We start from the raw sequence: 19,802 nt of genomic DNA, 5'->3' as shown, positions 1-19,802 counted from the left end.
TTTTAAATCCTTAAATTTTTGTTACTTAAACATTGAGGGAATGGAAGAAAGACCGCCTATTCCCAACATCAAAAATACTGTCGCTAAGAGGAAGAGCACAAGTTGATTATTACGTTGCCATCAACTTGGCCGACCAAAGTTCTTTAAAGCAGGATCGTTAGTCGTTAAGCTAGTAGTAGCTTCGCCTCCTTTTTGACGCTTAAGCGTAATTCTTAATGCTCAAAATAAAAAGCCAATACCAACAAAAATTAGTACGATACCGAAAACAATTAAGAGAACTCGCGCATTTTCCATGCGTATACAACCTTTTCGCACTTTTAGTGTATGAATTTGATTTGAAAAAACGCCTTATTACAACAGCATTCAATTTAGTGCGTTTTAATCTTGAGCAACTAAGATTTAACTTAAAAGAAATAATCGCTTAGCTCTACTAGCTTTAATTAGCTGTTTTTTTATATATGTTGCTTTTTGATAATAAAGAGTTAGCTAAAAGCAACCTAAAAGTAACTGCCTTTACTAAATATATATAAAGCCAAATACTCAAAGGCGCGGTGTGGGCCGACTTGGTAACATGGCCATTGCCACCAAACACCAAAAGCGCTTGCCCGAACCAGGTGAGGTTGCCAATGTTGGCGAAGTACGCTTCAAACGGGAGGGCGATGGGGGCCGACTTGTCGGAGTCAGCTTCCTTTTGAAAGCCCTGCTTGGTGTTCGAAGTATTACTTTCATCAAACCCGGTTTGGGTATTATCCGCGACCGCTTGGCCCTGGTCAAACCACTCGGGGTGGCGGCGCGGGTTGAAGAACCCGGTGGTTTGGAACAAAACATCGCGCGCCTTTCAGTCCCACAAACCGTGGTGGTTTCACTTGGGCGTTCTTCAACTGGGCGGATAGTTCGCGGTCATGGCCTTGGGATCCAAGTGATCAACGCGGTCAATGGCGGTACGGTTGCGCGCATAAGGCGCATCGTACAGAATCAGGATCGAGGCGGATCATTTGGGGAGGTCCTTGTGAATTTGCTCAGTCGCAAGCCACGGCCTTCAGGGGGTGGGGGAACCGGGGTTGGAGTTGCCGCCTGATCCCGAACTGGAAGGGGCAGTACCAAAATCGTCCGCCTTGAGTTGGACGGACTGACCCGACTCCTCACCCCGCTTAATGGGAGCGTTGGCGAGATCATTTTTTTCTAACTGCAGCTGACCATTGTCCTCCGAGTCCGATTTCTTTTTCACCTCTATTTTTAAAGCCTTGACTTTGGTGTCGGAATTGGTCGAACCACGTTGGGTGGTGGTGGAAGTGCTTGAAGATCCATTGGAAGACTTGGATTCATCGCCCTGGAGTTTTTCATTGCTCTTCGCGGTGTCCGCCTCGGCGTTCTTCACCTTCAGCCCATACGCGCCAATGGTGGTGTTTTGTTGACCGGAGCCTGACGAACTCCCTTGGTTAGGGAGCGCTAATCCCCTTTGCAACTGCTCATAGTACACCACACTGCGCGGCACGAGTAAAACGGCAAACCGATAAGGATCGGTGGGGTCTTGGGCCACCTCGACGGGGACCTTGTTTTTGACCTCGTTTCACTGTTGGGGTGCACTGCCACTCAAACCAAAGCCGCCAAAGGGGTTAAAGGTGATCTGGCCGTTGGCATCACGCGTTGGCGTTTGTGGGTTTAACTTCGAAAAGTCGAGGTCGTATAAGGCGCGCCCGGCGAGGTCATACCGGCGCAGCGCAAAGGTGATGGTGGTCAAGGTGGCCTCGGTTCGCGCAGGATCATACGTGGTTTGTTGACTGCCACTGCCGGCAGTGATGCCCTTGGCAGTGTTATCGCGCACTAAGGCCCACGCCCCGGGGTTTTCACCCGTGAGGGGGAGGGAGGAGAAAGTAGCAAAAACTAAATTAAAAATTTTTGGCGGTTTTTAAAACCCAACTCAATTTATTTAGTGAGAGCAGAAAAACGAAAATTTTGTGTTGAAAGCCTGATTTTCTGTTCCCACACTTATTTGATTAATGTGTTCATTTTTTATGTCTTAATTTACTTATGTTAACGCAATGGCTTTCAGCACATATTTAGCTAAACAAAAAACAAATTTTTAAAGGAACAAACATTCATAACTGCTTTACAACTCAAACTAACACTTTTCGTTAGTTTTCAAAATCATTAAAAACTATTTTTAGCCATCTACCGTTCACCTCGCGGTGGATGGCTTTTTATTTGTTTATTGGTTGTGAAGAAAAAAACCAGCAACTAATCTTTAAGATTAACTGCTGGCACTTTTGTTATTAGCCTAAAAACTATTTAGATGGATCAATTTTGTCCAAGCGATCACTCATTTTTTGCAGCGTTTGCAAGATTAGCTTTAAGGTTTCTCCCTGAGCTTTAATTTGCTCACCCTGAGCTTTTTGCTCCACTTGAAGTTCTCTAATTTGTTCGCCCTGTTTTTCAACAGTTTGAGTTAATTTGTTGATTTGCTCACCTTGGGCGGCCAAAGTGGTTTCAATCTTTGTAAGTCGTTGGTCGTTTGAGTCTTTGTACTCGTTTAACTCTTTACGCGTTACGTATTCCGTGTTCACTGGTATAACCGGTTTGTTAAGTTTAAATTGTCTGTTGAATTTGCCAGAGAATTCCACACTGTTGTTATCTTTGTCAATGATATATCAACCTGAAAAAGTGCCCTTTTTGGTCTTTTTCACCATTTCATGGAATTCTTTTTCGTTTTTAAAGGGAGTTTTTTCTTTCATTAAGTAATACCTCCTTTTTTGAAAGAAAGAATTTAAATGAATTTGGGAGCTTAGCTTGAGCTTGCATTAGCAACGCCGCAAAGGCGTATTTTTTATTTGTTTTCATTGTTGTGTTTTCACTAAATAAATTGACCGGTTTATTTAAAGGTGTCAACAAAACTTGCAAAAAGTTTTGGCTAAACAAAGAAACAAGTTGCAATTGGTCTTGTTTTAAAAAGCGGTGAAACCTCGCTAATTTAATCAATTTCATACTTTTTGGGTATTCGTTAACTAAATTGCTTTAAGTTAGTAAAGACACCAAAATAACTTCAAAACTTTTTTCAAAAAAGTTCTTCTTAATAAGAAAAGTTCCTATTAATAGTTAGCGGTCCACCCACTCACCCGTTGAACGGGTGACAGTTGATTGGTGGTGCTTGAGCCCTGCGTGGTACCCCCCACCACTAAGCACACTACCGAGGTTACCACTACTCGTCCCAAATACCGGTGTCGTTGTTTTGAGGGCTTGGGGTTGGGGTTGGGGCTGGGTGAAATTTTCTGTACCAAATGATTTGAGCATTCTGGCGCGAACCTCGTTGGGGTCCAACAGGTTTTTAAGATCGTCGTCTAACTTTGTCGGATTGGGTAACTTTCTTAGGCTTCACCAAGTGCAGGTAGGGGGAACTGTTAGTGGATTGGGTTTGGTCGGAGCTCGTGTTTGGCTTGTAAGCACTCGCTTCCACCACACTCACCTGAAAGGCCAAAGCATTCGGGTGCTCCGGTAAGGTAGCCCCTGTTGCGGTGGTGGTAGATCCTTGCGAGTCGGACTGAGCTTGATCCGCCCACACCCCCTTCAAATCCCACACACTCTCCACGCGGCCCAACCGGTTGACCCAACTGCCACGAAAGGCCGCTCAGGGCCGGGGGGCCCAAATGAGGGCGCGCTGCGTCGCATCACTTTCATCCAAGCCCGTTAACTGGAGTCCGAGGTAACCCGCGCGGGGTTTGACAAAGTCCGTGAAGCTGACCAGCCACCCGCCGAGCTGGAAGCTGAAGCTGGTGCCACTGACAACGAGGTTACCAACGTCCTGGGGCGTTCAAGCCAACCCGGGGGTGATCAGCACAGCCTTTGAATCATTATTTTGTTCGGGAATTTTAAACCGATACCGGGGACGGTTGTACTGTTTTGGTTCGCAGTGCTAGACGTACGCGTCGTCCCAAAATAGGTTTCCACCAACGCCGGATTCAACAGCCCATTCACCTCACCATAAGCGGGGAGGTTGAGCTTGGTTTGATCCGACTTTAATTCGGTGTAGGACCATTTTTGGTCGGTGGCTTGGAATTTTTCGTTATTTTCGCCACTCTTATTAACCAACACCGGGATGCTGCCCAACAAGCCGTGCAGGAACAGCTGGGCGCGCTGCGCGTTGTTCTTGTTGGTGAAGCTGAGCGCGTTCGGTCAGTCGGATGTGGGGGTGAGGTTGGGGGGGAGGTTGGTGTAGTTGGTCTCACTTAAATTTTGACCACTTGTTTGCACCTGACCTTTTTGATCAACTTTATCAGTAACTAAAGAATCGGGATTGCCCGCTGAGGTAGTTGTTGTAGAACCCTGGTTTTGACTGCCCATCCCCGTAGCGTTTTTAAAGGTGGTGTGGTTTTCGTTGCCTTGGGTGTTATTCCCAGTAGTCTTATCATTCCTTCACCCCGCCCCCGTTCAGGGCTGGAGGTTGGCTTTGTCGAGGGTGGATCATTTGGAGCCGCCTGTAGTCGTCGTCTGACTGCCACCGAGCGTGGCTTGGACGTTGGCTTTGAGACCAACGCCGACATTCGAGAACGTCGGGAGAAAGGAACGCGAACCACTTGTGTTCGTACTAGTTCCGCTGGACGACCCCGCGCCGGTTTGAGGCGCGGTTATATCATCCACGCCCCGGTGGTTATTGCCATACCTGTACCCATTCCCAATCCAGGGAATATAATCCAACACCTGGTCGAGCACCGACCCCGCGAGGTTGAACCCGGTGGAGAAGCGGGTGAGCGTGGGGGAGAAGTGGGATCAGTTTGTGGTTTGCTGAACTAACTTTTATTATTAAAGAGATTTGAGACTTTCTAATTTCTTATTTTTTGAACTCAATTAAATAAGAAGTTCTGATAGTAATCCAATTGCTTTTTACGCAATTCAATTTCGGCAGGAATACCTTCTACTAAATCATTGCAAAGTTTTTCAAAAGCAAAGAGAATATCGGCAATCTTTTCTTGGATTTCTAGAGGTGGGAAAGAGAGTTCGATTTCAGCCATTACTTTTTGGCTTAATTTTGGTCTTGAAGCTAGATTATGAACGAATTTTGGCGCTTCTATCTTTAATAAAAGGGATAGGAATTTGGTGCAGATTTTTTTATTTTTAACTTTTAAAACACCGCAATCTTGTGATGCATTAAACTTGCCATTACGATAAAAAACTACTCCAGCATAACCATTTGTAGTTCAAGTGATGTATTCACCATCAAAGTCGCAATCTTTAATGTGTCCTAACTCACCATCATTTGTGGTAGCTGCGGAATAAACTGGATTTTCTCCAGGATTATTCCTAATATACGCTTTAGTGATCGCTCGACCTCTTCTAATTTCACAAATATCCTTTACTTGAAAAGTTTCGAAAGGTATATTTGCTCCATAAATTTTTCGGATATTTTCTTGATTAAGCAGATAATCGCGATAGAAGGCATACTGCTTCTTGCGCGCCCTTAGCTCGGTAAAAGTATCTAAGATAGTAGCAATTTTCTCTTGAATTTTCAAGGGTGGGAAATCAATGGGAATTTCGGCCATTGTTTTATGTGTTAACTTAGGTCTATTTTTAAAAACACGGTTTGTGAATTTCGGTGCTTCTAGTTTCAAAATATGAGCAAGATATTTTGAACTAATTTCTTTATTTTTTACTTTCAAAAGACCACAAAGATTTGTGATGCTAAATTTACCATTACGATAAAAAACAGCCCCTCCATAACCGTCAGCTGTTCAAGTAACATATTCACCATCAAAGTCATAAGAATTTATTCGACCAAACTCCCCATCGTTATTAGTAGCTGCCGAATAAACAGGAAAAACTCCTGGATCTTTTTTAATGTCCAATTTGCTGATAACTCTACCGCGTGTAATATCACAAATATCTTTGATTTTGTAAGTTTTAATCTCCACGACAGTAACAGTTTAATTTCTTTCTAAAAAGCTTTTTGAAAGATTGTTTTATAAAGGAGAAATATTTGAAATTTTTATCTAAAAAGCAACTAAAAACTTCTATTCTATTTATCAAAATCAGAGCCTAATGCAGCTTTAAAACCTTGGAAAAACTTTTCAAAATTTGCTTTTGAATTAATAGTGGCATTAAAGTTAGCACCAAGTGCATCACGGAATCTACCACTTCTAAAATCACTCGGATCACTATAGCTGACTGATTTGTTTTCACTAACTTCCTTGAGCATTTCTAAAGCTTTGGCAACATAGGTGTTTTTATTAGTTTGTTCTTTATGATCTTTTTCAACAGTTTCCTTTAGCGGCAAAATATAAGATGCTGATTCAGCAAAATATTGCGCTGGTGTAAGTGATTTAGTAGTTTGTGAATCCTTTCCGTTTCCTTTAACTTCTCAACTTTCGGTTTTATTTAAAAACCAGTTAACAAATTTCTTAGTCTCTTCATTTTCTTTAGTATTAGCATGAACCCCTATTAGGTTAGGACCTTGGGTGATCATAACTCTCTTTTGATCACTATCCTTGTACTTACCAGGTGCTGCTAAAACAATTGCTTCTTCACTTTGCAAGGTAGTGGATTGTTCTAGTGTTTCTACAGTAGCACCAACAATGATTTTGCGCTCATAGTTCTCGCTGTTGAGTTTACCCAATTTAAAAATGTGTTTGCCGTCTTCGCTTAATGCGGATGTAGTAGTGTAACCAACTATCTGCTTTTCGTTAGACTGTTTCTTTTGAGTTGCTTGAACTGCCACACGTGCAGATGCAGATTTACCTGAAGCTTTAGTTTCTTCCTTTTTATTTTTAGCTTTTTCAAGTTTGCTAATTAATTCTGAATCAGTAACTAAAAAAGCGTCAACGTTTTCTGTTTTATCTTGAGGAATTTTGGTTTTATAAAGCGAAATAGTTTTCTTCGGAGTTTGTTGTTTTGAATTACTGCCTTTGCCTGTGTTTGCAGTTTGTTTACTATCACTACTTTTCTTTGATTCCGCTTGAGTTTTAGGTTTCACCTTTATATCACTAGTACTTTTATCTACAACTTCAAAAGTTCCTAAAAGGTTTCCTTGATCACTTTGACCTTGTTGCTTTCCATCATTGCCATTATTACTTTCTGGTGCATTAACTTCAGTTGTATAACTAGGATACTCAACAAAAGTACCATCATCAGTAAATTTAAAACGTTTGGAATTTTGTCCAGCAAACGAATAAGCAAAACCAGAAGTAGAGGAAATGCTGTAAGCTAACTGGTGAAACTTTTGGAAGTTTGAAGAGTAAGAGCCGCCTTTATTTACATAAAGACCATTTTGTGCAATTAGGTTCTTATAGTCGTTAAAGACATTTTTAAGGTTTTGATAAGAACTGCCTTTATTGTTAAAGTTGCTAAAGTCAGCCCGACCATTTTGCACCTTATAAAAGAAGTTGTTATAGTCACTGTTACCAGCAGCAAACACCGAAGATAGTAAAGCATTAGGTGAATTATCAACACCTAACACACCTTGAATTTCATTGCCTTTCTTGTTGCTGTTATCTTTGACCTTGCTAAATGATTTAGCTACTCTGGTAGAAAAATCAATTAGATCGTGTCAGTTTTCAAAAACAATGGCTTTAAATTGATAACCCTTTAAGCCGCCTTCTACTTCTTGGTAAGCACCTCAAGATTCTTTAATTTTGGTATCACTTGTTGCAGCATCACCACCCGTATTTTCTTTGGTGGTTTGTGTGCCTTCTGTGGCTCTTTTACTGCGTGTACTCTTTTTCTCTTCTTTCTTTTTACCGTTGACTTTTGCAGCATCTTCAATCTTTTTCCAAAGACCGTTTGTAGCAGAATCAGTTGCAATAGTTAAAGGTTGGGTAACGGTCTTTTGACCTGTACTTTTTCTTTGAACTTCAGCACTCTTGTTATCTTTTTGTGCGCCCTTACTTTCACCTTTAGCACTGTTTAAAATGTAGTGCAAAACTGGTCCATTGAGCACTAAAATATCAGTCGAAACAGAGACCGGAATGGCATAGTTAGCCTTTTTAGAAACTCCGCTAATACGTTCGTTAAAATTTAAAAAGTTAGGTGAAATTTTAGAAACATCAACACCATCAAATGGCAGTTCCATTTGGTTACGTGCTAGCACTGAAACTACATCGGGATAGTTCAAAATGAGGTTGTAAAAATTGGTTTTATCCTTAACACCAACCCGTGATTGTAAGTCAACGCGTGCTTGGTCGTAACCACCCGCAATTTGGGTTATTTCAATTGGGTAATCACCAGGCTTTTTAACCTCGTTATACTTCTTCACAATTGCTTGTAAAGCATTAGCGGCACCTTTGGAAGTTAACGAAGATGCTAGCTTAATTTTGCCATCATCAATTTGGTCAAATTTACCGCGTGTACCACAAGCAGCTAAAATGGCAGAGACTCCTAAAAGACCACTGAAAACAATGGCACCATACTTAAATTTCATCACTAAACGCAAAAAAGAGGTGAAGATATCTTAAAAAATATTTAACTGCTTTACAAGCTAGGGCAAAATTAGTGGTTCGGCTTTAATGGGCTTTAGTATTTTTATTTAGAGGTAAAGAATCAGTTTAAACTACTGTCTTTGCTTAAAGTCGCTACCTAAAGAATCGTTAATGTACTGAATGAACTTGTCAAAGTTAATTGAGGTGTTGTTAATGGCAGCGTTAAAGGTACTCTTAACGGCATCACGTAAGCGAATACCTAAAAAGTCAGCTGGTTCCACAAACTTAGCGACAGAACCGTTTAAAAATTGGCTGACGGCAATATCGACAAAACCATTGTGCTTTGCTTTATCATTCTTACCATTTTGAGCTCCATCGCCCTTCTTACCTTGGTTCTGTGCACCATCACCTTTCTTGCCTTGATTTTGCTCTCCTTCCTTAGAGGTCGCTTTTATGTTTTGCTTGGATTTTTCTAATACTTTTTTAAACGGCAATAGGTAAGAAGCTTTTTCTGCTAAGTATTCTGCTGGTGTTTTCTTTTCTCCATCTTTTCAATCAACTTCAGCATTAAGGTACCAGTTGAGAAACTTAATGGTTGAACGGTCTTCGTTAGCGTTAGCGTGAATACCGATTAAACTTGGACCTTGAACAAGTGCCACTGATTTTGGATCAGTAGGTTTAAACTTTTGTGGTGCTGGTAAAACAACAGCTTCCTTTTCTTGGAGCGTATTAATTTTGACCTCCGTTTTTTCTTCAAAGTTAACAATTGCGGTGACAAATTTTTCACCAAATTTGTCTAATAGGAAAATGTCTTTATCGTCTGGTCTAATCTTGCTGTTGAAGGCTAAGTAACAAATGGCATCATTTTGGGTGTTTGTAGACTGAGAAGATCTTTGAGAGCTCTTTGTCTGTTTTGGATTCTTCAACGCACTAATTAAAGTTTGGTTCTTAATTAAGATGGCATCAGTTTTACCGTTAGGAATATTATTTTCGTAAAGTTCAATAGATTTATTGTTATCTAGTGCAACTTTACCTAAGAGGTTGCTGTTACCGTTATTGCCGTTTTCCTTCTTAATGGCAAACATTGATTTAGGGTTTACTTCCAATTCGCGTTTACCAATAATTAAGCGTTTTACATTATCTTTGGCAAACGAGTAAGGAAAGCGAGCTGTCGATGATACATAGAATGCCAATTGGTGAAATTTAGCGTAATTATTCACTGGAGTATCAAAGTGTTTGTTATTAATTAAACCCTTTTGGTCAATTAAAGGCTTAAAGCTGTTGAAAATATCTCTTAGACTTTGGAAAGTTTTTGAATTGTGGTTAAAGAAGTTACTAAAATCAGCGCGACCTTTTTTAATGTTAAACAAGAAGTTGTTATAGTCGCCACCACCGGCTGCAAATGATGCAGTGTAAAGCGCATTTTCTAAACTACCAATGCCAAAAACACCCTGGATGTCACTACCACTTTTCTTCTCTTCAGAAACCTTGCTAAACGACTTTGCTACCCGTACTGCAAAATCGTTTAACTTTTCCCAACTCTCAAAGACATCAGCCTTAAATTCATAACCCTTAAGACCGCCTTCTACTTCCTTATATTCGCCTCAAGATTTTTTAATTTCATCATCACTAGTCTGGGTGTTTTGAGTTTTATCCTGACTAGTATTTTTTTGATCCAACTTAACGAGACTAGCGCTAGCATTGCTTTGAGTAGCTTCTTGCTTCTCATTACCTTTTTCCCCGTTAGTTTTTGCGGCATCTTCAATCTTTTTTCAAAGATTTTTAGTGTTGTCATCAGTACCAATTTTTAGGGTACCTTCGGTGGTTTTATTCGTATTTTTTAATTGCAACGAACTAGCGGAAACTGTTTTTTCCGCTTTCTCAGTTGTACCGTTATCGGCATTTTCCTTAGCGGCGTTTTGAATATTAGTCCAAAGCTTTGTGGTTTGTTCATCACTAGCCATGGTCATAGTACCCTTAACTTCTGCCTGAGTTGAAGCTGTTTTTAATTGAGCAGTTTTAATTTTTGATTCGGTACCATCCTTCTTCTTGGCACTGTTCAAGATGTAGTGGAGAACTGGCCCATTTAAAACCAAAACTTCACCACTCATGGTAGCTGGTAAGGCGTAAATGCCGGGTTTGCGTACGCCACTAATGTTCTTGTTGAAGTCTAAGAAAGACTGTTCGAAGTTAGAAACATTAACCCCATCAAGGTTGAGTTCCATTCCGTTAATTGCTAAAGATGAAACTAAGTCGGGGTAGTTAAAGGTTAGGTTATAAAAGTTATTTTTATCTTTAGCAGCTAACCGTTTTTGGGTATCAAATTTCCCTTTAGTATAGCTCCCAGTACTGTCTAGTGAAACTACTTCCACTGGATAATCAGCTGGTGCTTTAGTGTTGTTGTATTGATCTAATAAGGTTTGCAGTGAACTAGCGGCACTAGGGGATGTGACAACAGCAAGCTTAATTTTGCCATCATCGATTTGATCAAAGCGACCAGTACCACAAGCACTAAGTAAGGTGGCAACACCAAAAAAGCTGCTGCCCAAAAATATTTTGAATTTCATTCGTTCTCATTTGGTTTGACAGCAGTGTGCTATCCTTAAAATAATTTAGCAAATTAAAGGAAATTTTTTGCAAAAATTACTTAACTTAAGGCATTAAATCACATTTTGACGTTGTTTAATCACTACCCTAACATACCTTCGCTTACCCTTCACATTCCTCACATCACCGTGGTGTGATCTCACATAAGCATTAGTTTTTAATGTGTCTAGGGTAGCGTAGGGATTGGCTAGACAATCAATTAGCTCAAACTGTTTGGGATTAAAGCAATTGAGAAAGGTTAATGGCACCCCCATGTAACCAAATCAGTCTAGGGGAATTTCTTTAACCTTACTGACAAAAATGGCATCATACCAGTCAAACTTGGGGTATTTGTGTTCGTTGCCCTGATAGCGTGATTTTGTTTTTAGTCAAGCTGGTTGTTGGTTTTTCTTGAGGTTTGTAAACCAGGAAATTCCCGGTACTTTTTGAAACAGTTGACCATACTTTTTAACAAAGTTAACGCTTTTGGGGTCATACAGTTTAAAGTTAGACTGCACTTGGAACAACATCGAACTGTTAACAGTATGACCATATCACAACTGTTCTTCCTTAAACAGCTTAAAGATCTGATTATAACCGACAGCACCATTGTGACCTAAAACCAAAAACTGTTTGCCATGCTCTGCTAAAAGACAAACAAAGTCCTGAAACAAGCTAAACGGTGGATTAGTTACCACAATGTCACTTTGCTTTAAAAGAACAATGGCTTCCGCACTGTCAAAGCTGCCATTACCAGCTAAAGGTAGTTCCTTTATTTCCTTTCCATCGAAGTTGAGTTGATAACTGTTGCCAAGTGGATTAAAAGCAATCGCAACTAGTTTTTTGAGTCCTAAAGCATGAAACTGACTTTGAAAAAACTGCCAGAAGTTCGATTGGTAACCATCATTACAATTACACAACACTACCTTACCCTTAAAGGCATTGGGATAACATGCCACTTCAGCGGCAATGTCTTCAAACAAGGTATAAAATTCATTGTTCTTTGCCTTTTTGGCGCGGTTAAAGTAATGCACTAGCGCTTTTTGTGTTGCAGCTGTTTAAAGGCTGTTTGTACTAGTTTAATCCAGCGCTTTAACTCCGCATGGGCTTCTTGTCACGGTTCTGGTTGGGTAAGGTCAATCCCTAACAATTTAATTGTTTCTAGTGGTGGTAAGGTGGAGCCTGAAGACAAGAAGCGCTTGTAAGCAGCGAGCATATTACTGTCACCAGCACTCAGTTTTTTACCAACTAAGGTACCCACAACTTGACCAATGGCGTACTTGTAAACATAGAAGTTACCAGCGTAAAAATGCGGAATGGAGGTAATGTAAGCCAATGACTTTTGGTACTTGGTTTGCTTGAGCTTTTTCGTAATAGCGTCAGCATTAGCAGCTTGGTACTTAATGGCGGTCTTACCATAAATTTCCACTAGGGTCTTAAAGTCAGGCTTTTGGTTTTGCTGAATTAACTTTAAGGTGTCTTGTTCAAACTGAGAGAACATTAACTGTCTCGTGGTAGCGCCAAAGAAGTGGCTAATTTGTTCCATTAAACTACGGATTAACTGCTGCGGATTGCGGTTTTCATAGTTAATAATATCGTGGTAACACAACAGTAATTCGTTACAAATGGAAGCAATTTCAGCATAGAAAATTGTAGGATCCAAGTTTTGCGTTTGGTACTTAGATGCATACCAAGAATGGACACTGTGACCCAATTCATGGACTAGGGTATTTAATGAAGCGCGGGTTTTATCAAAATTCATCAAAATGAAGTAATGATCTAAACCCTTAACGTTGGAAATTGAGTAAGCCCCGGTATACTTGTTCTTATCGGGTAACCAGGAAATTCAGCGCTCCCGAAAGGCTTCCTTTACCACTTCCAGGTATTCACTACCCATAGGTGCTAATATCTTAAGCGCATCAGTTTGGGCTTGTTCAATGGTGTAGTCACCACTAGCCTTAAACAACGGTACCGACAAGTCCCAAGGTTGGGCTTTGTCTAGTTTTAAAACGTGCTTGTAAATTTGCTTCCTTAAACTTTGAAAGGCTTTAAAGGTCGGGGCAAAGCTAGCCACTTGCTCATAAACAAAGTCAATGAAAGCCACATCAATTTCATCATCAAAAGCTGTTTTGGCAATGTAATTGGGGTGTTTCTTTAACTTAGCAAAGGTTTCTAATTGGATGTAGTTTTCCACTAAACTCACACTCAAGGTATTGCGTGTGGGTCAGTAAATTTCCAACCACACTTTGTAAGCAGCTTCACGCAGGCCACGATCCTTATTTTCCAAGAGACTTTGATAATCACTAACCGCGTTAATAACGTAAGTTTTACCCTTGTATACGACTGGTTGGAGGTTTAGGTCAGCGGTAGATAACACATTAAAGATCTTGTCCGCTTGGTTTAATGCCGGACTAATTTGCGCTAACAACTTTTGACTAGCGGGATCAATTTGGTGTTTCTTGTTCCGTCATACTAGTTCAAAATCCCTTTGGTATTGTTTTAAAGCAGGGTCTTGGAGGTATGCGCGAATCACCTTTTCGTGCTTAAACAGGTTCTTTTCAAAGTCAACAAACACCAAGGCATGTTCACTTTTAAACATTTCGTACTGAAATAAAGCGTCGTTAATCGTTTTGTCCAAACTGTTTTCAGCGTGCTTGTTACTCAAAAAATTGCTGTAACGGTTTTCTAAGACCTCAATCTTTTCTTGTAGTTGTAAAAATTCGGTGAACTTAGCTTTGGTTTGAAAGCAAGCACCACCATCGTAAAGTGCTTTTTCCTGCTCACTGAGTTGTTTGAGTTCGGTAAAGTTATCAGCTAAACTCTTACCATTTAGTAAAACTTCGAGGTTTCAGTTGTATTGGTTATTCATATAAGACAGTTTTTAAATAAAGACCACAAGCGGGGGCTTTAACCTTACACCCACCCTTTTGTGGTTGATCAAACAGCTGTTGAACTGTTTCTCGCATCAGGGTTCGATTGTTTAAGGCCACTAGAGAAGCTACCATCATTCGAATCTGGTTTCTTAAAAAACCGTTGCCAAAAAAGGTCAGTTTAACCGTACCAGTGTGATCTTGTTGCACGATAATTTTACTAATTGTGCGCTGCGTGTCCTTTTGGCTAGCGGTGCTAAAACTCCAAAAATCCTTCCTGCCTAAAAAGAGCGTGGTATCCGCTTCAAGTTGTGCTAAATCCAATGGGTGGTTGTACTGTCACACGGTGTGGTACTGTGCTGGGTTAAAAGCTCGGGTGTTAATAAGGTATTCATAAACCTTAGTTTTTACTGCAAACCGCGCGTGAAATCGCGGTGCTACTGGAACTAAGGCCTTTACAAAAATGTCAGGGTAGTTTAATTGGTTTAGTTTGGCAATTAACTGTTTGAGTGGTAACTTATCAGGTAGATCAACGTGAAAGGTTTGGTTAATGGCATGCACTCCCTTATCAGTCCGACCCGAACCATAAATATTAATTGGTGTTTGGTAAATTAAGGCTAGGTTTTGTTCTATTTGACCCTGAACGGTGTGGTAACCCGGTTGTTTGGCTCAACCACGAAAGGGAGCACCATTGTAAGCGACAATCGCTAAGTACCTAGGCACTTTTAACTGATAATGAGCGCTCTACCTGCTCTTTAATCTTGCCGGTTAGCAACCACTCAGGTGTCCCTAAATCTAGGAACACTGCACCCTTAACGGTTAAGAAAATAATCACCACAAAGTAAAGAGCGGTGAGAATTAAAGCTGTGGCATCAACCCAATCAATCTTAAACTTGCGGTAGGTAGTACGTTTCTTAGTTGGATCATAACCACGTGCTTCCATGGCACTCGCCAACTCCCCAGCATTGCGGAATGCAATCGAAATCATCGGTACAACCAAGGAAGACAATGAACGCATTTTGACAAAGAAATTGCCGTTCTTAAAGTCCAAACCGCGTGATGCTTGGGCATTTAAAATCCGTTGTGATTCCAACAATAAAGAAGGGACAAAGCGAATTGCAATTGCAATTGTCATCGCAAACACATTGACTGGAACCCGTAACAGCTTCAACGGTCACAGCAAGCGTTCAATTCCGTATGCCAACTCAACCGAGCTTGAAGTGGAAGTTAACACTGTTGCCAAAATGATCATGATCAAGATCTTTTGGGTAACGTAAAAGGCTAGAATAATGGCACGCAGTGTCAACACATAGTTCGAGTTAGCTAAAAAGGGTTTAATCGTGAAGGTAGATGTTTTATCACTTACACTTACGTCAATCACAAAACCACTAAAGTCACCACCCCAACTACGACCGAGGTAAACGGCAATCTTATGATCTAGAAAGGCACCAAGAATCTTGTTTTTATCAATGCCATTGGTAGAACCGTTGAACTTAAAGAGATTCTTTGAAGCCAACATTTCTGCCAATTTATCAATCCCCGTTACCTTGGTGTATGCATTAGCATTAGCTGTTTCCTTAAAGAAGAAGTTAATCTTGTTTAACTCTGTCATGTTGGCACGGTTAAAGTTAAACACTTGCGAAAACACATTGTCCTGATAGTTAAACAGGGAGATGTTTCAGAAGTTAAAGTTATTACCGTTAAAGTGTGGTTTTACTGTATTAACCTGATCAGCGGTAATGTAGAACCCGGGGTCACGGAAGGTAAACCAGTTGACAAATAACAGTAGTAAGAATAACAGTGAGATTGACTTAATCGAGGAGAGGTAAAACCGTCCGGGTAGTTTGGCTACAAAGAAAATAACTGTGGCAAAGACAAAGATCACACTTTGAAAAACAAAGCCAATGGGTACAAACACCAGGATCACGAACAGCAAAAAGATTAACAGTTTCGTTGTCGGGTGGAGCCGGTGGATAAAGGTATCTCGTGGTACATAACCATTAATAAAAAAACTATCCATGAGCTATTGTGTTGTTAATGGCATCCGCCAACTGGTCTAAGTTGCGCGGTTTAAAGTCTAATAAACAACTAAACTTCGGGTTTAAGTTAATTAGGTCTTTGATAACTTGAATGACTGGAGGCATAATAATGGTGGTGTGTGCCAAAAATGCTTCATCCATAAAAACTTCGTAAGGATCACCGGATTTAACGAGTTGGCCCTTGGACAACACCAGCACTTCATCCGCTACTTCCAAAACATTTTCCATTTGGTGGGTAATCATAAAGACGGTGCGACCACTAGCTTTAGCATCCTTAATTAAACGCATCATTTCTCGTTCCCCTTCAGGATCTAGTCCAGCGGTAGGTTCATCAAAGATTAAAACTTCGGGTTCAATTGCTAAAATCCCAGCAATCGCTACACGGCGCTTTTGCCCCCCGCTCAACTCAAACGGATTGCGCTCTAAAAAAGTGTACTTTAACCCCATTTTTTCGAGGTAGTAAGCTGCCTTTTGGCGTGCTTCGTTTTTCGATTGACCCAAAGCAATTGGACCGAACATAATGTCCTTTTCCACTGTGTCCTTAAACAGTTGGTATTCGGGAAACTGAAAGACAATCGAAATTGTTTTGCGCAAGCGTTTAAAGTCCTTAATTTTGCGTTGCTTTTGACCAATGTAAATATCCTTGACCCAAATATCTCCGTAAGCGGGCTTTATTAAACCATTAAAATGGTTGACTAAGGTTGATTTACCACTACCACTGTCACCAATAATGCAGTAGACCTTATTTTTAGCAAAGGTATAGCTAAAGTTGTCAATTACCTTGACTTCATGGACTGTTTTTTCGTTAAAAAAGCACGAAAGGTTACTAACACTGAGGATTTCTCCATCCCTTAAGGGGTTTTTGAGTTCAACTATTTTTTTCATAGCTTACCAATGGCCTCAATTAGTTGTTGGTAGTCTATTGTACTAGTCACACCATTAACCTTCGTGGAAAGGCTTAAAGAAAAGGGAATATCCAAGCGGATTTTTTGCAATTCGGCTGCACTGTTAAAGACATCCTTGGGTTTACCTTGACGAATTAAACGACCTTCATTCATGACCAAAACCTTGTCTGCTTTGGTAACCTCTTCCATGTCATGGGTAATGGAGATAACACACTTGCCCTGGTTGCGCAGTTCCACCATGAACTGCTTAATGGTACGCTTCGCTTTAGGATCCAACATCGAAGTCGACTCATCAAAGATAATGATGGCTGGGTTTAAGGCTAACACCGAGGCAATGGCAACGCGTTGCTTTTGCCCACCCGAAAGGTTATGCGGTTCTTTTTGCAATAACTCCGTTATTCCCGCTTGTTGGGCTACATCCTCAATGATGCTCTTCATCTTTTCGCGCGTATAACGGCGGTTTTCCAGTCCAAAAGCAATGTCATCTTCCACGGTAATACCAATAAACTGGTTATCGGGGTTTTGGAAGATAATGCCAATGTGGTTGCGTAGGTAAGTCACGTTTTCACTCGAAATCGTCTTACCAAAGATTTTGATGGTACCCGCTTGTGGTTTTAACAAGCCCGTTAACAGCTTCGAGATGGTGGATTTACCCGAGCCGTTATGGCCAACTATGCAAACATACTCCCCTTCGAAAACATCAAAGGAGAGGTTGCGAATTAATGGTAATTCGCTGTAAGAAAAATAAACACCTTGAAAGCTTGCAGCTGCTTGTTTATTTGTATTTAGCATCAGTTAGTTGCAAGATGGCCATTTCCGTGGCATCTCCGCGACGTGGCCCTAATTTTAAAACACGGCTGTAACCACCGGGGGTTTTTTCGTATTTAGGGGCAACTTTGCTAAACAAGTGATCCATTAGTTGATCAACATCGAACAAGTTGGTGTTTAACAACCACTTTTTGACTTGACGACGGTTATTAAAGTTATCAACTTTAGCTAAGGTAATTAACTTATCTAAACGCTTTTGGGTGTTCTTGGCCTTCTTTAAGGTTGTTTCAATCTTGCCATAAGCCAAAACAGCGCTTACCTGTTGGCGCACGGTCATGACCCTTCACGCACTAGTTTTACCTGGTTTATTAATGTATGACATAACTAAGATCTTAATTTGAGTCCTAATTCGTGTACCTTCTTAATAATTTCGCGTTCCGATTTCTTACCGAGGTTACGGATTTCACGAATATCAGCTAATGACTTGGACAACAACTCTTGTAAGGTGTGGATCCCACTACGCTTCAAACAGTTAAAGGTACGCACGGTAAAGTCCAACTCTTCAATTTGCTTCGCAAACGAACGGACACGGCGTTCTTCGGCTTTCTCTTGGATAATATTCAACGCCTTAATCGATTCGTTGACATTAACAATCGGATTGAGGTGTTCGATCAAGATCTTTGCAGCCATTGCAAAGGCATCCACAGCGGATATGGCACCGTTAGTAGCAATTTTGAAAGTTAAGTGATCAGTAATCTTTTGCTTGGAAGTTTTCAATTCCTGTACTTCATAACCACAGTGTAATACCGGGGAGAAGTTCGAGTCAGTGGCAATAATCCCCAAAGAATTAATCATTTCACGGTTTTCCAAGAAAGTAACAAACCCCCGTCCTTGTTTCACATACACGTTAACTGTTACCTTTTTGTCAGTTTGCAACGAGAACAGGTACAAGTCCTTGTTGACCACTTCAAAGCCAGCTGGGCACTCCAAGTCCTTCGCATACACCGGTCCCGCTTTCTCAGCTGTTACCGTTAACAATGGTCAACGTTCTAGTGGTGGTTCGACCATTTCACCATCTTCAAACAGAAGGTCAGAAATCTTCACTACCAATTGCTTGAAGTTTAACACCACTTCAGTGACATCTTCCTTCATCCCTTCCACAGCAGCAAACTCTTGCTTGGCACCCGAAATTGAGAGTGCAAACACACTGGCACCTGGAATACAGCTCAACAGCACCCGGCGCATAGCATTACCGATGGTAATGCCAAAGCCCGATTCGAGTGGTCCAACTTCAAAGATGCCGTAGTTGGGGTTAGCGCGTGCTTGTTCGTTATTTACCTTTATTTCGTACTTTAAAAACTTTTCCATAAATCTTAGCGTGGTCGTTTTGGTGGTTTGCAACCGTTGTGGGGAATCGGGGTCTTTTCGTTAATTTCAGTAATAGAAAGTCCCGCATTAGCAAAGCTGCGAATGGCGGTATCCTTACCCCGACCTGTACCCTTGACAAAGAGCTTAACGGTCGCCATCCCCATTTCCTTGACGGTTTTGGCCACCTTATCGGCTGCTATGCCGGCTGAGTACGGGGTCTTTTTGCGCGATCCCTTAAAGCCCATGGTACCACTGCTAGCTCAGCACAACACGTTGCCCCCCGGATCACTAGCGGATACAATTGTGTTATTTGGGGAACAGGATACGTGGATAATTCCACTAGATACATTAATCTTTTTCTTCTTAGCCATTACTTGCTTTCAATCTTCTTGTTAGCCACGGTCTTACGTGGACCCTTTCTGGTGCGGGCATTGGTACGGGTACGTTGTCCGCGCACTGGTAAGTTCTTGCGGTGGCGCAAGCCCCTTCATGCTCCAATTTCACTCAAATGCTTAATGTTGAGTGCAATTTCACGACGCAAATCACCCTCAATCTTGTAAGCACTAGCTACATTCCTAATGGCAACAAACTCCTCTTCGGTTAAGTCTTTGACCCGTTTATCGGGGTTAATGTTCGCTTGCTTTAAGATGGCTTGGGAGCGCGAAAGCCCTATACCAAAAATATAGGTTAACGCAATTTCTATGCGTTTCTGGTTGGGAATGTCAATACCTAAAATCCGTGCCATTATCCTTGTCGTTGTTTATGTTTTTGAGTTTTGCAAATAACGCGCACAATTTGGTGGCGCTTAATGATCTTGCAATCTTTGCAAATTGGCTTTACGCTCGCTCTAACTTTCATAGTATTTTA

The 19,802-nt window shown here is 41.0% G+C and carries 20 protein-coding genes and 2 pseudogenes; all 22 read right to left on the bottom strand.

Annotated elements, in window-relative coordinates; genetic code table 4:
• Nucleotides 1–21: 21 nt before the first annotated feature.
• Nucleotides 22–294, bottom strand: coding sequence for an MPN207a family PTS transporter accessory protein (locus F539_RS04680; RefSeq protein WP_014574909.1), 273 nt, complete (start codon nucleotides 292–294; stop codon nucleotides 22–24).
• A gap of 232 nt (nucleotides 295–526) precedes the next feature.
• A pseudogene (gene mgpA, locus F539_RS01160) lies at nucleotides 527–1,876 on the bottom strand (adhesin P1); the annotation flags it as partial.
• 409 nt (nucleotides 1,877–2,285) lie between these two features.
• Complete coding sequence (locus F539_RS01155) at nucleotides 2,286–2,732, bottom strand: DUF16 domain-containing protein (protein WP_014325400.1); 447 nt, start codon at nucleotides 2,730–2,732, stop codon at nucleotides 2,286–2,288.
• Nucleotides 2,710–2,982 carry a hypothetical protein gene (locus tag F539_RS04620; RefSeq protein WP_014574907.1) on the bottom strand — a complete coding sequence of 91 codons (273 nt, stop codon included), beginning with the start codon at nucleotides 2,980–2,982 and terminating at the stop codon, nucleotides 2,710–2,712. The genes F539_RS01155 and F539_RS04620 overlap by 23 nt, the downstream gene beginning before the upstream one ends.
• A 104-nt stretch (nucleotides 2,983–3,086) precedes the next feature.
• Entirely contained in the window at nucleotides 3,087–3,275 is a 189-nt protein-coding gene (locus F539_RS04675) for a hypothetical protein (protein WP_369122637.1), read from the bottom strand.
• Nucleotides 3,184–3,441, bottom strand: a pseudogene (locus tag F539_RS04670) (hypothetical protein); the annotation flags it as partial. The gene F539_RS04675 and the pseudogene F539_RS04670, both read right to left, overlap by 92 nt.
• Complete coding sequence (locus tag F539_RS04665) at nucleotides 3,323–3,676, bottom strand: hypothetical protein (RefSeq protein WP_167335614.1); 354 nt, start codon at nucleotides 3,674–3,676, stop codon at nucleotides 3,323–3,325. The pseudogene F539_RS04670 and the gene F539_RS04665, both read right to left, overlap by 119 nt.
• A gap of 5 nt (nucleotides 3,677–3,681) precedes the next feature.
• Nucleotides 3,682–4,692, bottom strand: coding sequence for a hypothetical protein (locus F539_RS04660; protein ID WP_225971133.1), 1,011 nt, complete (start codon nucleotides 4,690–4,692; stop codon nucleotides 3,682–3,684).
• Between the two features lie 122 nt (nucleotides 4,693–4,814).
• Nucleotides 4,815–5,900: a restriction endonuclease subunit S gene (locus F539_RS01135; RefSeq protein ID WP_014574906.1), complete on the bottom strand. Its 1,086-nt coding sequence runs from the start codon at nucleotides 5,898–5,900 to the stop codon at nucleotides 4,815–4,817.
• Nucleotides 5,901–6,004: 104 nt separating this feature from the next.
• Nucleotides 6,005–8,401 carry a P68 family surface lipoprotein gene (locus tag F539_RS01130; RefSeq protein WP_014325396.1) on the bottom strand — a complete coding sequence of 799 codons (2,397 nt, stop codon included), beginning with the start codon at nucleotides 8,399–8,401 and terminating at the stop codon, nucleotides 6,005–6,007.
• Nucleotides 8,402–8,530: 129 nt separating this feature from the next.
• The gene (locus F539_RS01125; protein ID WP_019830469.1) at nucleotides 8,531–10,966 is read right to left on the bottom strand and encodes a P80 family lipoprotein; all 2,436 of its coding nucleotides are present in this window, start codon (nucleotides 10,964–10,966) and stop codon (nucleotides 8,531–8,533) included.
• Nucleotides 10,967–11,059: 93 nt separating this feature from the next.
• The gene (locus F539_RS01120) at nucleotides 11,060–12,019 is read right to left on the bottom strand and encodes an adenine-specific methyltransferase EcoRI family protein (RefSeq protein ID WP_014574905.1); all 960 of its coding nucleotides are present in this window, start codon (nucleotides 12,017–12,019) and stop codon (nucleotides 11,060–11,062) included.
• Nucleotides 12,019–13,854, bottom strand: a complete 1,836-nt coding sequence (gene pepF, locus F539_RS01115) for an oligoendopeptidase F (RefSeq protein WP_014325394.1) — start codon at nucleotides 13,852–13,854, stop codon at nucleotides 12,019–12,021. Before pepF ends, F539_RS01120 begins: the two co-directional genes overlap by 1 nt.
• Complete coding sequence (truA, locus tag F539_RS01110) at nucleotides 13,847–14,578, bottom strand: tRNA pseudouridine(38-40) synthase TruA (RefSeq protein WP_010874553.1); 732 nt, start codon at nucleotides 14,576–14,578, stop codon at nucleotides 13,847–13,849. The genes pepF and truA overlap by 8 nt, the downstream gene beginning before the upstream one ends.
• Complete coding sequence (locus F539_RS01105) at nucleotides 14,571–15,875, bottom strand: energy-coupling factor transporter transmembrane component T (protein WP_010874552.1); 1,305 nt, start codon at nucleotides 15,873–15,875, stop codon at nucleotides 14,571–14,573. Before F539_RS01105 ends, truA begins: the two co-directional genes overlap by 8 nt.
• Nucleotides 15,868–16,779: an energy-coupling factor transporter ATPase gene (locus F539_RS01100; protein WP_010874551.1), complete on the bottom strand. Its 912-nt coding sequence runs from the start codon at nucleotides 16,777–16,779 to the stop codon at nucleotides 15,868–15,870. Before F539_RS01100 ends, F539_RS01105 begins: the two co-directional genes overlap by 8 nt.
• On the bottom strand, nucleotides 16,767–17,591 hold the full coding sequence (locus tag F539_RS01095) for an energy-coupling factor transporter ATPase (protein WP_010874550.1): 825 nt from the start codon (nucleotides 17,589–17,591) through the stop codon (nucleotides 16,767–16,769). Before F539_RS01095 ends, F539_RS01100 begins: the two co-directional genes overlap by 13 nt.
• Nucleotides 17,575–17,949, bottom strand: coding sequence for a 50S ribosomal protein L17 (gene rplQ, locus F539_RS01090; protein WP_010874549.1), 375 nt, complete (start codon nucleotides 17,947–17,949; stop codon nucleotides 17,575–17,577). Before rplQ ends, F539_RS01095 begins: the two co-directional genes overlap by 17 nt.
• A gap of 2 nt (nucleotides 17,950–17,951) precedes the next feature.
• Complete coding sequence (gene rpoA, locus F539_RS01085; RefSeq protein ID WP_014325393.1) at nucleotides 17,952–18,935, bottom strand: DNA-directed RNA polymerase subunit alpha; 984 nt, start codon at nucleotides 18,933–18,935, stop codon at nucleotides 17,952–17,954.
• 5 nt (nucleotides 18,936–18,940) lie between these two features.
• The gene (gene rpsK, locus F539_RS01080) at nucleotides 18,941–19,306 is read right to left on the bottom strand and encodes a 30S ribosomal protein S11 (protein ID WP_010874547.1); all 366 of its coding nucleotides are present in this window, start codon (nucleotides 19,304–19,306) and stop codon (nucleotides 18,941–18,943) included.
• A complete protein-coding gene (gene rpsM / locus F539_RS01075; protein WP_010874546.1) occupies nucleotides 19,306–19,680 on the bottom strand; it encodes a 30S ribosomal protein S13 in 375 nt (124 codons plus the stop codon). Before rpsM ends, rpsK begins: the two co-directional genes overlap by 1 nt.
• Complete coding sequence (gene rpmJ, locus F539_RS01070) at nucleotides 19,680–19,793, bottom strand: 50S ribosomal protein L36 (protein ID WP_010874545.1); 114 nt, start codon at nucleotides 19,791–19,793, stop codon at nucleotides 19,680–19,682. Before rpmJ ends, rpsM begins: the two co-directional genes overlap by 1 nt.
• Between the last annotated feature and the right edge of the window lie 9 nt (nucleotides 19,794–19,802).

It is taken from the genome of Mycoplasmoides pneumoniae FH (assembly GCF_001272835.1).
Lineage (GTDB): Bacteria > Bacillota_I > Bacilli_A > Mycoplasmatales > Mycoplasmoidaceae > Mycoplasmoides > Mycoplasmoides pneumoniae.
The sequence above is the reverse complement of the archived record's forward strand: the minus strand, read 5'-3'. Positions and strand labels throughout refer to the sequence as shown.